The following is a 12,889-nucleotide window of genomic DNA, read 5'->3' on the forward strand; positions in this document are numbered from 1 at the left end:
CTCCAGTTCCAATATTCAATAGGCTTCAGAGGCGCATCGCTACGCCCTGAGCCGCCATCGACTCTTTGACTTGCCTCACCGTCATATCACCATCGTGGAAGATTGAGGCGGCTAAAACCGCGCTGGCGCCTGCGTTAAGTCCATCCACAAAGTGCTCGGGACCATTGGCACCACCCGAGGCGATGATCGGCAAATGCGTGACTCGTGCGACCGCTTGAATCAACTCCAAATCGTAGCCTTCTCGCGTGCCGTCTTGGTCCCAGCTCGTGAGGAGACATTCGCCTGCCCCGAACTCTTCGGCACGACGAATCCACTCAATGGCATCGATTTCGAGCATCTCACGGCCACCTTTGATGACCACTTTCCACGAGTCTCCATCGCGTTTCGCGTCCACGGCAACAACCGTGCATTGCCGCCCGAAACTCTCGGAGATTTCACGAATCAGCTCGGGTCTTAGCACCGCCGCGGTATTCATGGTGACTTTGTCGGCCCCGGCTTCCAGGAGTTGCCGCGCATGGGTAACTTCTCGGACACCGCCCCCAATCGTGACCGGAATGGAGACCGCTTTGCGAACCTTTCGGACCGTCTCTAACTGGTTATCGCGCCCCTCGACGCTCGCGGAAACATCCAGAAAAACAAGCTCGTCTGCCCCTTGTTCCTCGTAGCGTTGAGCCATTTCGTCGGGGGCGCCTACATCACGCAGACCCTGAAACTTCACGCCTTTGACCACTCTGCCATGGCTGACATCCAAGCATGGAATGACTCGAACTCTTAGCATGATGCCTCCAGCCAACGCTTGATGAGGGCAAGTCCCCACGGTCCGGATAGTTCGGGGTGAAACTGGCAGGCTAGCAGATTGCCGCTCTCGACCGCGCTGTAGAAGATTGAATCATAGGTGGTAGTCGCCACCAGACTCGACTTCCCGTCGATACACTTGGGCACGTCAGTCCAACGGTAGGAGTTCGCAAAATACGCAAAACCAGTCTCCAGAAACCTTGCGCCTTCGGGAGCAACGACTTCGTTCCAGCCAAAATGCGGCACACGCACTGTGTCCGGAAATCTCTGAGCATGAGCCTCGAACACCCCGAGTCCGCCCACGCCGGGCGTCTCTTCACTTGTTTGCCCCAGGAGCTGCAGCCCGAGACAAATGGACATGGTGGGTCTATCTTCCGCCACTCTACTCACGAGGGCGTCCACTAGCTGGTGGTCGCGCAAGGCCTTCATGCCCGGGCCAAACGCCCCAACACCTGGCAGCATCACATGACTAGCCGATTCGACTTCGCTACCACTATGAGTGAGAAAACTCTCAGCGCCGCAACGGTCAAAAGCTGCCTTGACGGAAGCCACGTTCGCAACGCCCGTCGAAACGATTGCGACACGCATCAGAGCACACCCTTGGTACTTGGTATTCCGGCGCCACCGTCGGACCTCACGGCACCCTTGAGAGCAATAGCTACCGCCTTAAAGGCTGCCTCAGCGCGGTGATGGTCATTGTTTCCCTTGAGTACATCTACGTGCAAAGACATCTTGGAGGTCATCGCAAAGGACTCGAAAAAATGCCCGATATTCTCACATGAGAGTTCACCGATCTTCTCGCGCTTTAGCCCAAGGTCGATACTTGGCCACGGACGTCCTGAAAGGTCCACAACCGCACGAGCAAGCGCCTCATCAAGGGGCGCATAGGCGTGCGCAAACCGCACGATTCCTCGCCGATCCCCCAACGCCTCAGCCACTGCTTGCCCCAAGGCGAGCCCACAATCCTCAACGGTGTGGTGGTCGTCTACGTGTAGATCGCCTTTGCACTCAAGCTCGATGTCAAAGCCGGAATGCTTGGTCAAGGCGTTAAGCATATGGTCAAAAAACCCGATGCCCGTATTGATATTTGATAACCCCTGCCCATCCAGATTCAACTCAAGCCGAATCTCGGTCTCTAAGGTCTTTCGTTCGATAGATGCTTTCCTCACACGGCCTCCTAACAAGGGCGCCTAGTTGTACAGCTTTTTGCATCGGAGTACACTTGGGAACTGATGACTTGATTCGCGAGACCGCAGAGCGTTCTCATTGGCCTAGATGGAATTTATACAATGATATTTCAAAGACTTGCACCTCTGTCCGCATTATTGCTTACCGCTTGTATCGAGGCGCCACCCGCGACCTCACCACCAGACGTTCGCGATTCGGGTATCCCGATCGATATTGGAAATGATTTCAGTAGCGACCTCGCAACCGACCTCAACGTAGAAGACGCAACTCCTGACTCCAACACGCCGGACCAAAGCCAAGAAGCGGACGCAGAGTCAGACATTGCAACAGATATCGACCCACCCGAGTGTAGCGATGACACCACATGTGACGACGGAATCAGTTGCAATGGTGAGGAAACATGCGTGGAGGGTGTTTGCCAGCCGGGTACTCCCGCCGCGTGCTCTCCCCCTTTTATGCCAGTGCCCTGTCAAGAAATCGTATGCGACCCGGAGGCAGGACTTGACTGCGAGTTCGCTCTACTACCCGAAAATACGATGTGTGACGATGGCAATGCCTGCACCATGAACGACAAGTGCCGCGCAGGAGTATGCGCAGGATCGGCCCAACTCTGTACTGGAGGTCGAGTCTGCGTGGGCGGAAGTTGCACCTGCCCTGAAGGTTCTTTTTTATGTGACGGTTCGTGTACGTCTCAGTGTTGTTCAAGCCATCCTGAGAGCAACTGCAACCGAGGAGAGACAGACGCAACCGGCTGCCAAGAAGGCACCTATAAGCGGTGCCAGGCCGCCGTGAACAATCCACAACGTTGCGCATGGTCTGGATGCTATTGAAGCCTATCGAAGGCCTTGACAGGCTGTGATGGCGTCTTGGTCGAGCGAGGTTTCGTAGAGGTAGAGTCCGTTTACCTGGCTTCCGGCTAGCACGTAGAGATCGTTGCCCAGTGTTTCTGCACGCACAAAATTCATACCGGGGGTGATCTCGATCTGCGTCTCATCGAGGACTACGCCAAGCGGGCCCGCGTTGGGCGCCAAGTCCAAAACGTATGCCAAGAGGTTTTGGTCCTCCAGGTAGTCGATACTCTTGACCTTTCCGTCGAGGAGCTTCGTGGGTGAGGTGCAGTTCGTGACCCGAACAGCGCTCCCGGTGTACAACACGTTGTCCGACCCTCGAATCCCCTGAGGAATTCCCTGTCCACACTCCTCAAACTGAGGCGAAGCAGCGCCGGAAACGAGGTCGCGAGAAAACTTAGGAAGGAGCACAGGGGACCAAAGACCGAGGATCGTGGGACCACTCTCGGCGTTGACGAGGTCTGCGAAGAACCAGTCTACGTCCTCGCGAGGCTCAATATTCGTCACGCTCTCGGCATATTCAGCGTTTGGCGCTATGCGGATAATCCTAAACTCATCACTCGTCTTCAGAGCCAGAATCATGCTCCCGTCATCCTCAACGGCCGCGAAATTGGGTTGTTGCCCAGCGTAGGTCTTGATCTGCGTACACTCAGTTGGAGTGCACTTCAGAAGCTCCACTTCCTCTCCCAAATCGGCTCGAAAAACGTGAAACTCCAAAGGTTCTTCGGAAGTCAATGCCATGGACCCCGGCCGGCGCCTCATTTATGCCTGACGCTCAGCGCGATCCGTTCTCCGGTCCACGCATCGCGGCCTGAGAACTCGGACTCACGCAACGGGCATTCACTCATGTCGCAGCTCGCGCAACCTTGAGGCCGACACGCTTCCATATGCACCATGAGCTCCGCCTTGGCCCCAAACCGGCGGCGAATAGCGCGCTCCATAATCACGCTCGCCTCGTGCGTCTCCTCGATCGTCCAATAGCGTGGGAAGACCATGTGAAGGTCGATATGGATCGTCTGTCCAAGGCGATGCACTTTGGCGTGGTGCGGGGCCGTCCAGCCTTCTTCTCGCACCTCCTCTAAGACCTCTGCGATTTCGTTCAAGAGGTCGGGCGAGGCCTCGTCTAGGATGCCGCCAACCGCGCGCCGGACCACGCCAAAGCCTTCCCAGAGAAGCCAAATCGCCAGCAATCCCGCCACGATTGCGTCAATCACCACGATATCCGTGATGAAAACCAAGAAGACTCCGAGCGTGGCCCCGAGGCTTGTGACGGCGTCGGAGCGCAAGTGCACGCCATCAGCTTCCAACGATGGCGACTCCAACACTCGGCCAACCTTCATCAAATACGCGCCTACCGCGCCCGAAATCACCGCTGAGATCAACGTCAAGGCTGCACCGAGTCCGAGCGAGTGCAGCTCCGGAGGGTTTAAGATGCGCCAGCCCGAAACCGCCATGATGACGATCCCCGCCACGATCACCAAGATCCCTTCGATTCCCGCACTTAGATATTCGATTTTCCCGTGCCCGTAAGGGTGTTCGCGATCACGCGGTTGAGCACTCAGCCACACGGCGAAGAGCGCAAAACCGCTCGTCACGATATTGACCAGCGATTCCAGGGCATCCGAGAGAATGGCGGAGCTGCCCGTAAGAAAGAATGCCACCATTTTTGCAGCCACAAGCCCCACGCTCACAAGGAGCGCAAATACCGCCCACTGCAGCGCGCTATAGCGTTGGTTTGACGCCATCTTTTCTCACTTCGGCTTGCACCTTCGGGTTTGCTCGGCCATACCTAGCGGGCACGAATGAGGAAACCATGCCCAAATCACGTCTAACACAGTCCTCCTATAAAGTCCCTCGCGCACAGGCACCAATCGATCTGAGACTCGACGCCAACGAGGGCCGAGCACTCATCAGTGCGGCCGAACTCGGGGAGAGCGGGCCGCTGAACCGGTACCCCGATAGACGCGTGCTTGAAGAGATGATTGCGCACAGGCATGGGCTGAGCCCCGATGAAGTGGTCGTTACCAACGGCGGCGACGACGCCATCGACCGTATTTGCCGAGCCTATTTAGACTCGTCGTCGAATCTCGTCATGACCCTTCCGGGCTTCGAAATGATCGCCAAATACGCAAGCCTCTCTGGTGCCGAAGTCCGCCATCTCGAGTGGTGGAGCGGCCCATTGAATGCGGCGCGTCTGCTTGAGCTTTGCGACGCAGACACGCGTGTGCTGGCGCTGGTCACACCCAATAATCCAACGGGTGCGACCATCGAGGCTACGACTGTTTTGGAGTTGGCAGAGGCGCTGCCCGAGGCTGTGATTCTGCTCGACTTAGCGTACACAGAATTTGCGAATCAAGACCTTGAAAAGCTCGTTAGCCAGCGCGCTAATATCGTAGCCACCAAAACCTTCTCCAAGGCGTGGGGGCTTGCTGGATTGCGTGTCGGATACGCCATTGGAAGTCCCGAAATCGTTGGCACGATTCGGGCCGCCGGAGGACCCTACCCTACGTCTTCGCTGTCCATTTTCGCGGCGGAACAGGCACTCGGGAAGGCCGAGGACATGCGCGCCAATGTTGAACGCGTAAAGATGGAGCGAGCAGCCCTGGCGCTGCAGCTCAAAGAACTAGGGCTTCAAACCCTACCTTCACAGGCGAATTTCTTGCTCGCAGACGTCTCCTCCGCAGGTCAAAACGGGGCATGGCTTCGCGATGCGCTGAGCGGATTCGGAATAGGAATCCGCGCGTGGCCAGATAAGTCGGGACCCGTAGACTTGAGACCGTGGAGCCGCATCAGCCTACCCTGCGATGCAAACGACTTTGAGCGCCTTCTCCACGCCCTTGGTTGCGCGCTCAGCCCCGAAGCACTGCTCTTCGATGTTGATGGGGTATTGGTGGACGTCTCCGCATCGTATCGATCGGCCATCATCGAGACCGCCAGACATTTTGGAGTAGAGATCTCCGTTGAGGATATTGCCGCCATCAAGGCGCGTGGCAACGCCAACAACGACTGGGTCGTAACCCACGAACTTTTGGGTGCTGCAGGCACGCAGGTTGACTTTGAACGCGTCAAGGCGGTCTTTGAGGGGCTCTATCATGGCGACCAAGATACGCCCGGCCTCTGGACTCGAGAAAAGCTTCTGGTGGAGCTCGAGTTTCTCAAAACGCTCAAGACCGGATTCCGGCTTGCTGCCGTCACTGGGAGACCCAGAAGAGATGCTGAGCGTTTTGTAGCTCAGTTCGGTCTCGAAGGTGTCTTTGAGACCCTGGTGTGTATGGAAGATGCACCTTTGAAACCTAATCCAGCTCCGGTAAAACTCGCGCTGGAACGCCTCGGCGTAGAGAGGGGATGGATGTTTGGTGACACCCCAGACGATATGCGAGCCGCACGTTCTGCGGGCGTGCTCCCAGTGGGCGTCAAAGCGCCCGGAGAACAATCCGAGTCACACCTCTTTGGAGCCGGCGCTGCCTGGGTCTTAGAGAATGCCATGCACGTTTCGCTACCTTCCCGACCTGTGGAGAAAAGATGAAGTCCTTGAGTGCACAAGACAGAGAGTTTTTCGAGCTGGTCGAATCCGCTGGATTCTCCAACCCCTTTAGCGCTCAGCGGCATAACGTGGATCTGGCGATTGCAGGACTCGAGGCCAACGCGTCCCGCGAGAAGGCCATCCAAAGCATGTTGGCACAGGTCAATAAACGCATGCACCGGCTTGGCGATTTTAAGCTTCGTGACTTTGCACCCGAGGACAGACAACCGCTCAAGATGGCGGTGCTCTTTCAACTTTTCCACCAGTTTGCCGACCACTTTGACACCCATATCAAGGCCCAGGCCGAGGCCGGGCACAAGCCATTGAAACTCGCCTGCGGACCTGAAATTATCAGGGCGCTAGACAGGTATGGGTACACCGAAGTCAACGCGGGTAGAGTCATCAGCTTCTTCTTCCAGATTCGGCGCGCGTTTACTTTTTTGTCGCGCAACTTGGTCGGAGAGTCTCGCGTGATGCGCAACCTTAGAGAGCGCGCTTGGGGAACCGTCTTTACTCAAGACCTCGCCCTCTACGAGAGACTCTTGTGGAACCGACTCGAGGATTTCAGCACGTTCTTGATCGGCGAAACAGGCACCGGTAAAGGGGTAGTCGCCAAGGCGCTTGGCCAGTCGGGCTGGATCGAATACGACGTAGCCAACTCAAGATTTGAACATTCGTTCACGAGCGCGTTTGTGCCCGTCAATCTCTCCCAATTTGCGGAAACGCTCTTGGAATCAGAGCTTTTTGGCCACGTGAAAGGCGCGTTCACCGGCGCCGAGGAGTCGCGGGAGGGCGTGTTCAAGCAATGCCAAACTCACGGAACCATCTTCCTCGACGAACTCGGCGAGGTGAGCATTCCCATTCAAATCAAGCTCCTCAGGGTCCTTCAGGAGCGCGTCTTCTCACCCGTTGGAAGCCGAGAACAACTAGCCTTTCAGGGGCGAGTGATTGCCGCGACGAATCAGCCAGTGCATGAGCTGAGGGCAGATGGGCGGTTTAGAGATGATTTCTACTACCGCCTTTGCAGCGACGTCATCGAAATCCCGCCGCTGCGCGAACGTATTGCACAAGATCCGGACGAGCTCACAAATCTCGTTGAACATCTGGTGACCCGCATTGTAGGCGGAGCCGAGAAAGTGCTTTCCGACCAAGTCTTCGCTGCGATTGACCGCTTAGGCCCCGACTACGCCTGGCCGGGAAATGTGCGAGAATTAGAACAATGCATTCGGCAGGTCGTTGTGCGTGGGACGTATGACGGAGATCGCAAACCCAGGACTCAGAACCCATTGACTCTCTCCTTGTTGGAAGACGAGCTCGATGCCAACCAGCTCCTGAGCCACTATTGCCATGCGATGTACCAAAAGTACGCGTCTTACGAAGAAGTTGGGCGACGACTTGGCCTCGACCGGAGAACCGTAAAGAAGTACGTAGTTGAGTTCGAAGAGATAAACCCATGAAAATGGAGACATTTTGACCTATCAAGACATACTGGACTTCTGGTTTATGGGTCTCGACCCCGACCAACATTCACCATCCAAAGAGCAGATGGGTAAATGGTTTCGTGGAGGCCCCGAGCTCGACCAAATCTTGAGAGACGACTACTCGGGAACTTTGGAGAAAGCTAAGTCGGGTGAACTCGACGCTTGGGCTCAAACGCCAGAAGGTCTTGGGGCGCTCATCATCGTGTTAGACCAATTTCCGCGAAACATCTTTCGTGGAAAGCCAGAGGCGTTTTCTTATGACCCCATCGCCCTGAAGTGGGCCAAACACGGCATTCAGAATGGGTTCTCGCTCAAGGTACATCCGCTCTTGACCACGTTCATGTACCTTCCGCTAGAGCACTCTGAATCGCTTGAGGATCAGGAGCTCTGCGTAAAGCTGATGCGTGAGCTCTGCGAGAAGGCCAACCCGGACGCCCGTGAGACATACGAAGGCTTCGTGGACTACGCCGTAAAGCATCACGAAATCATCGCCGAGTTCGGCAGGTTCCCGCATCGCAACCACATTCTGGGGCGTGAAAACACACCGGCCGAGACTGAGTTCCTAAAGCGAGACGACGTGCATTTTGGGCAGAAGGTCTCAACCTCCAGATAAGGTTTTTGTTTAACCTATCGGACGGTTTCGTCTAAGATTCGCCGAACAACTCAAGACGAGCTCCATATGAAGTCGCGAATCATCGGTCCTGCCCTACTATTTATCAGCGCCTTAATCGGCACAGGCTGTCAGGGCGAAGCAAATACAAATAGGGAATGCACGCCCGAGTGCGGTGGCAAAGAATGTGGCACGGACGGCTGCGGAGGTATTTGCGGCATCTGTGGTCCTGGGAACGCATGCAACACGGATTTCCAATGCGAGTCGAGCTTTTGTGGGAACGGCAACGTAGACCCTGGCGAGACCTGTGATTCGGCCATCGAGTCGGGAGATGGCGCGTGCCCAAGCGCCTGCGAAGACGATGGAAACGCATGCACGCAACAAAACTTCTTTGGCGCGCCGCTCGACTGCGACGCACGATGCGCGAGCTTTGTGATCATCAACTGCGTCGATGACGACGGGTGCTGCCCGGAGGGCTGTACACCAAGCAACGACTTGGACTGCTCGCAAAATTGCAATAACGGCGTGGTAGATGAGGGCGAGTCGTGCGACCCGCCCGATACGTGCCCGACTGAGGCGGATTGTGATGACGGTGACGCATGTACCGTGGACACGCTGACCGGGAGCGCATCAAATTGCTCAGCCCAATGCTCCAACGCCCAGATCACCGAGTGCGTAAACGACGATGGATGTTGCGCCCCCGGATGCACACTGGAAGACGATAATGACTGTGAGTCCACTTGCGGTGATGCGCAGGTCACGGGCCAGGAGACCTGCGATAACGCCATCGAGGCAGGTATGGACGGCGCATGTCCGGACGAAGCCGCGTGCAACGATAGCGACGCCTGCACCGTGGACACGCTTGAGGGCGATCCCGACCTCTGCAACGCAAGGTGTGCCAACGCCGCAATCACAGCGTGCGTAGACGACGACGGTTGTTGCCCGGCCACCTGCACACCCGACAACGACAATGATTGCGATGCCGTCTGTGATAACGGAACCATCGAAACTGGCGAAACGTGTGACCCGATCGCAACGTGCCCCACGGCATGCGATGATAACGACGCGTGTACCACGGACACGTTGATGGGAGACGCGCAGATGTGTACGGCTGAGTGCTCGTTTGCACCTGTGACCTCGTGCTCAGCTACAGCTGATCAGTGCTGCCCGTCCAACTGCCGCCCCGACAACGACGCCGATTGCGCCGATCTCTGCCAGACCTACTGCACCCTGGCAGCCACCAATTGCACGGCTGAATACGAGCTCTATGCCGATACTCCAGCGTGCGAAGCCGCCTGCCAAGCCATGGTTGTGGGACTTCCAACGGATGATTCGGGCAACACTCTCTACTGCCGCATCACCAACCTAAACCTTGCAGAGAATGATGCTGCAACCTACTGCCCGAACGCCGCAGCCGATGGCGGCGCCACGTGTATCTAGAGAAGCGAGCCCTGGCGCGCGGTGTACCTCTTGACGTACTCCTTCATCCGTAGCTTCGACATGGCACTTTCGCTGGTCATGTAGCGAATCTTCCCAAAAATCTCACGCTCCGGCCCCCAGGCGCGATCGTAGCGGCCAAGAACCCAGAAAATCCCGGAGTAGGAATTGGGGTCGCGGCCATCCACCGCGTACTTGTTGTTGAGCTCAACCATGATTTCGAGCGCCACTTGAGGGGATTCGCTCCAATGGAGGATCTTCTTTCCCCAGAGCATCCTGAGGTAATTGTGGATGCGACCTTCCCGGATTAGCTGATTCTGTGCGGCGTTCCAGACATCGTCGTGCGTCTGGGCCTTCTCAAACTCTTCTAGGGAGTAGACCCATTCTCGTGGGTCACTCGCGTGTTCCTCCAGCGTTTGTTGGGCCCAATCGGGCAACGACTCGTATTTGTAGTAATCGTCCGGCCGAAGCGCGCACATATTAAAGCCTAGCTCGCGCCAGGTGATCAGTTCGTCGAGGAAAGACTCGGCGTGTTCGTCCATGCCCCACCAACCCGCGCGCGCGCCGTTCGCTTTGGCAGCAAGCTGCGACACCTTAAAGTTCGGTACGAGCTCCCGAAAGATCTCATGCGTTGAGATATGCCCAAAGTGTAGCCAAACCGAGAGTCCGCTCGCCACATCGTCGTCAGGGTGATTTCGGTCTTCGCCATAGCGTTTGAACCTAGACTTAAACGCGCTCAGGGCTTCCAGCGCAGCTTGCCTCCCACCTCTATAATCCACGGGCTTGACGGTGTGATCGAGGTCCAGCTCTTTGACCAGGGAACGGGCGTCTTCCAGACCTACCTCGTCCATCATGGGCCAATGACCGGTGTCCACTTCAGCTTGGCCGAGCTTGAGTCCCTCGAGCGGAGCCGGCTCTGGAAAGTCGTCAAAATGAGGTTTGAGCTCTTTCTGTAGGTGTCGGCGAAAATCATAGGCACGGAGGAAGACCTGAGGCGCAATCCGCATGGGGTAGAGCCCGTTAGAATCCACCATCTCCATCTTTACGTTGACCTTTGATGCCGCGGCGGCCGTCATTTTCGGAAGCATAAAACACGGGAAGTCGTCGGTGACGATGGCGCACGCATTTTTAGCCAGATGTTCCAGGAGCCCCTTTCCCTTGGGAATCTCTTTTTCAACGTAGGCCAGATAGGTCAAATCGGTGTCAGCGCCCGCAACATCTCGCATATTATCGAGCATACCTTCGAGGATAAACGCGTGAAGCCTTTCGCTCGCCCACTGGTAGCCCAGACGAAGGGCTTCGAGCACAACCAGCGGCTTGTTTTGCGCCTTCGCCAACTCAATCGCACGATCTAGCGAAAAATTATGCGACATCCGACGGTTGGCAATCATCCAGTACAAGACATAGTTGCCTTGCGTGTTTAGACCTTTGTCGTTCAAAGAGGTGATTCGAGATTGTGGTACGCCCAATTTTTAGCTCCGCTTGGTCGGCCTTAGGATGCACGAGAGGCCGCAAAGGAACTCACGCAAAGACAGAGAAGCTTGTTTTTTTTCAGGGCGTCCGGTAGACCGTCCGCGCCCCATTGACTTTAGAAGAGAATGTATGAAGAAGCCGACCCTTCAAGAGATGAAAGACGACGCCAACGAGATTTATGAGACGTATCGCGCAAGATTTGCTGGTCAGCCACGAGCGACCCGCAACCTGCAAGAGCTCAACGACCTCATTGCACGCCTTAGCAAACTCATCTCGAACGCACGTGAAATGGGTACCAATCCAGCCGTTGTGACGTTGATCGACACCGCTCAGGAAAACCTGACGCGTTATCGCGAAGAGCAAAAAGAGATTCGCGCAGCGCAAGAGAATCCCTACGTTATCGAAGGGGCGAGGCTCGCGAGTCAGGCGAACCGGGTGTTTGACATGTACACGCGGCACTACGCGGGACAAGACCGTGGAACTCGGGACGTACTCTTGCTCAAAGAGTTGGTCCAAGAACTCAACGAGATCGAGCGTGAGATGAACTTCATCGCTGACCACGGCGTCAAAGCGACTATTGAAGACCTCAAGACCGTGAAGACCCAGAAACAAGCCTACGAGACCGAGGTCGTGCAGATCGAGCGAGCTCGCGAGACGGGCACCCAGGAGGAGCAGGCGAGTCGTCTGGCTACTTTGGCCAACAACCAGTTCTCTCTCTACAACAGCCATTTCGCCGGGAAGCGCCGCCTTAGCCGCCGCCCCGAGCTCATCCAGCGCATGATCTCCAACCTTGAAGATTATCAGCGTCGGATGGAGCAGCTCGATAAAGATGGCTACTCCTCGGACGTGAACAAGCGAAACATGGAAATCGTTCGACAGAACCTTGAGATGTACCGCGGCGAGATCGTCGAAATCCGCAAAGCGCGTGAAGAAGTAACGCTCCAAGACCTCGCCGGCGTGCTCGGTGGAGCGGCCAATGACGTGATGGGCGAGTACCGCGAGCATTTCGCGGGGAAAGACCGCAAGACTCGAGAGCTTCAAAAACTCAGCACAATGTGCGATGAGTTGCGCGATATCGCGCTGCAGATGAATGCGATTGCACGAACAGTCGATATCGACTTCAATGAGAAGAACTTCGAAATCGTCAGCGAGTCACGCGCGATGTACGAAGCCGAGTACAAAGAGATCAAGACGGCGCAATCGGCGTCCTGAGGAGTAGCTCATGTCCCAATACGATACTTTCGTTCATGCCATGATTTGGACGTGTCGCACGTGCGGTTTCGCCTATTTTGGGGGCCAACCCAAGATGGAATGCCCCGTTTGTGAGTCGTACAAAACGAATTTTGTGGACATTCCACAGCATATCGAAGCCAAGATTCGCGAAGAACTTCCAGACAACCCGCCGAACCACCGAGACAACCGTGCTCGAAGGGTGGAGTTGATGGCCGAAGAGACCGTCAAACCCCGTGCAGCGGGCCGCATTCTTCCCGCCGCATCCGGCAACCATATGGACCCCTCCACGCCCGATTGAACC

At 56.2% G+C, this 12,889-nt stretch carries 13 protein-coding genes; 7 read left to right on the forward strand and 6 right to left on the reverse strand.

Features of this window, described 5'->3' with window-relative positions; translation table 11 throughout:
- Positions 1-25: 25 nt before the first annotated feature.
- The 3 genes from hisF to hisB are packed head-to-tail and all read right to left on the reverse strand — an operon-like array spanning position 26 to position 1,964.
- Entirely contained in the window at positions 26-778 is a 753-nt protein-coding gene (gene hisF, locus FRD01_RS08235) for an imidazole glycerol phosphate synthase subunit HisF (RefSeq protein WP_249756114.1), read from the reverse strand.
- Positions 772-1,383: an imidazole glycerol phosphate synthase subunit HisH gene (hisH, locus tag FRD01_RS08240; RefSeq protein WP_146958915.1), complete on the reverse strand. Its 612-nt coding sequence runs from the start codon at positions 1,381-1,383 to the stop codon at positions 772-774. The genes hisF and hisH overlap by 7 nt, the downstream gene beginning before the upstream one ends.
- On the reverse strand, positions 1,383-1,964 hold the full coding sequence (gene hisB, locus FRD01_RS08245; protein ID WP_146958916.1) for an imidazoleglycerol-phosphate dehydratase HisB: 582 nt from the start codon (positions 1,962-1,964) through the stop codon (positions 1,383-1,385). Before hisB ends, hisH begins: the two co-directional genes overlap by 1 nt.
- Before the next feature lie 120 nt (positions 1,965-2,084).
- Here hisB and FRD01_RS08250 point away from each other — a divergent pair, with 120 nt between their 5' ends.
- Positions 2,085-2,813: a hypothetical protein gene (locus FRD01_RS08250; RefSeq protein ID WP_146958917.1), complete on the forward strand. Its 729-nt coding sequence runs from the start codon at positions 2,085-2,087 to the stop codon at positions 2,811-2,813.
- A 3-nt stretch (positions 2,814-2,816) separates the two neighbouring features.
- On the opposite strand, the gene FRD01_RS08255 is transcribed toward FRD01_RS08250, so the two are convergent.
- Together FRD01_RS08255 and FRD01_RS08260 are read right to left on the reverse strand one after the other, a co-directional pair.
- Positions 2,817-3,572, reverse strand: coding sequence for a hypothetical protein (locus tag FRD01_RS08255; protein WP_146958918.1), 756 nt, complete (start codon positions 3,570-3,572; stop codon positions 2,817-2,819).
- Positions 3,573-3,589: 17 nt separating this feature from the next.
- Positions 3,590-4,576: a cation diffusion facilitator family transporter gene (locus FRD01_RS08260; RefSeq protein ID WP_146958919.1), complete on the reverse strand. Its 987-nt coding sequence runs from the start codon at positions 4,574-4,576 to the stop codon at positions 3,590-3,592.
- 68 nt (positions 4,577-4,644) lie between these two features.
- Here FRD01_RS08260 and FRD01_RS08265 point away from each other — a divergent pair, with 68 nt between their 5' ends.
- The 4 genes from FRD01_RS08265 (at position 4,645) to FRD01_RS08280 (ending at position 9,885) form a co-directional block, all read left to right on the forward strand.
- Entirely contained in the window at positions 4,645-6,357 is a 1,713-nt protein-coding gene (locus FRD01_RS08265) for a TIGR01548 family HAD-type hydrolase (protein WP_249756115.1), read from the forward strand.
- The gene (locus FRD01_RS08270) at positions 6,354-7,811 is read left to right on the forward strand and encodes a sigma 54-interacting transcriptional regulator (protein WP_146958921.1); all 1,458 of its coding nucleotides are present in this window, start codon (positions 6,354-6,356) and stop codon (positions 7,809-7,811) included. The genes FRD01_RS08265 and FRD01_RS08270 overlap by 4 nt, the downstream gene beginning before the upstream one ends.
- A 13-nt stretch (positions 7,812-7,824) precedes the next feature.
- Complete coding sequence (locus tag FRD01_RS08275) at positions 7,825-8,448, forward strand: DUF924 family protein (protein WP_146958922.1); 624 nt, start codon at positions 7,825-7,827, stop codon at positions 8,446-8,448.
- 66 nt (positions 8,449-8,514) lie between these two features.
- Entirely contained in the window at positions 8,515-9,885 is a 1,371-nt protein-coding gene (locus FRD01_RS08280; RefSeq protein WP_146958923.1) for a hypothetical protein, read from the forward strand.
- Here the strand turns inward: FRD01_RS08280 and FRD01_RS08285 are convergent.
- Positions 9,882-11,351 (reverse strand): deoxyribodipyrimidine photolyase, encoded by a 1,470-nt coding sequence (locus FRD01_RS08285; RefSeq protein ID WP_146958924.1) that lies wholly within the window; start codon positions 11,349-11,351, stop codon positions 9,882-9,884. The genes FRD01_RS08280 and FRD01_RS08285 overlap by 4 nt on opposite strands.
- A 133-nt stretch (positions 11,352-11,484) precedes the next feature.
- Here FRD01_RS08285 and FRD01_RS08290 point away from each other — a divergent pair, with 133 nt between their 5' ends.
- Both FRD01_RS08290 and FRD01_RS08295 read left to right on the forward strand, forming a co-directional pair.
- Positions 11,485-12,567, forward strand: coding sequence for a hypothetical protein (locus FRD01_RS08290; RefSeq protein WP_146958925.1), 1,083 nt, complete (start codon positions 11,485-11,487; stop codon positions 12,565-12,567).
- Between the two features lie 10 nt (positions 12,568-12,577).
- On the forward strand, positions 12,578-12,886 hold the full coding sequence (locus FRD01_RS08295; protein WP_146958926.1) for a hypothetical protein: 309 nt from the start codon (positions 12,578-12,580) through the stop codon (positions 12,884-12,886).
- Positions 12,887-12,889: the final 3 nt, after the last annotated feature.

The organism is Microvenator marinus, assembly GCF_007993755.1.
GTDB lineage: Bacteria > Myxococcota_A > Bradymonadia > Bradymonadales > Bradymonadaceae > Allomicrovenator > Allomicrovenator marinus.

What these genes read in the sequence shown, in the direction of transcription:
- hisF (WP_249756114.1), bottom strand. Translation starts at nt 778, where the DNA reads ATGCTAAGAGTTCGAGTCATTCCATGCTTGGATGTCAGCCATGGCAGA.
- hisH (WP_146958915.1), bottom strand. Translation starts at nt 1,383, where the DNA reads ATGCGTGTCGCAATCGTTTCGACGGGCGTTGCGAACGTGGCTTCCGTC.
- FRD01_RS08250 (WP_146958917.1), top strand. Translation starts at nt 2,085, where the DNA reads ATGATATTTCAAAGACTTGCACCTCTGTCCGCATTATTGCTTACCGCT.
- FRD01_RS08255 (WP_146958918.1), bottom strand. Translation starts at nt 3,572, where the DNA reads ATGGCATTGACTTCCGAAGAACCTTTGGAGTTTCACGTTTTTCGAGCC.
- FRD01_RS08260 (WP_146958919.1), bottom strand. Translation starts at nt 4,576, where the DNA reads ATGGCGTCAAACCAACGCTATAGCGCGCTGCAGTGGGCGGTATTTGCG.
- FRD01_RS08265 (WP_249756115.1), top strand. Translation starts at nt 4,645, where the DNA reads ATGCCCAAATCACGTCTAACACAGTCCTCCTATAAAGTCCCTCGCGCA.
- FRD01_RS08270 (WP_146958921.1), top strand. Translation starts at nt 6,354, where the DNA reads ATGAAGTCCTTGAGTGCACAAGACAGAGAGTTTTTCGAGCTGGTCGAA.
- FRD01_RS08280 (WP_146958923.1), top strand. Translation starts at nt 8,515, where the DNA reads ATGAAGTCGCGAATCATCGGTCCTGCCCTACTATTTATCAGCGCCTTA.
- FRD01_RS08290 (WP_146958925.1), top strand. Translation starts at nt 11,485, where the DNA reads ATGAAGAAGCCGACCCTTCAAGAGATGAAAGACGACGCCAACGAGATT.
- FRD01_RS08295 (WP_146958926.1), top strand. Translation starts at nt 12,578, where the DNA reads ATGTCCCAATACGATACTTTCGTTCATGCCATGATTTGGACGTGTCGC.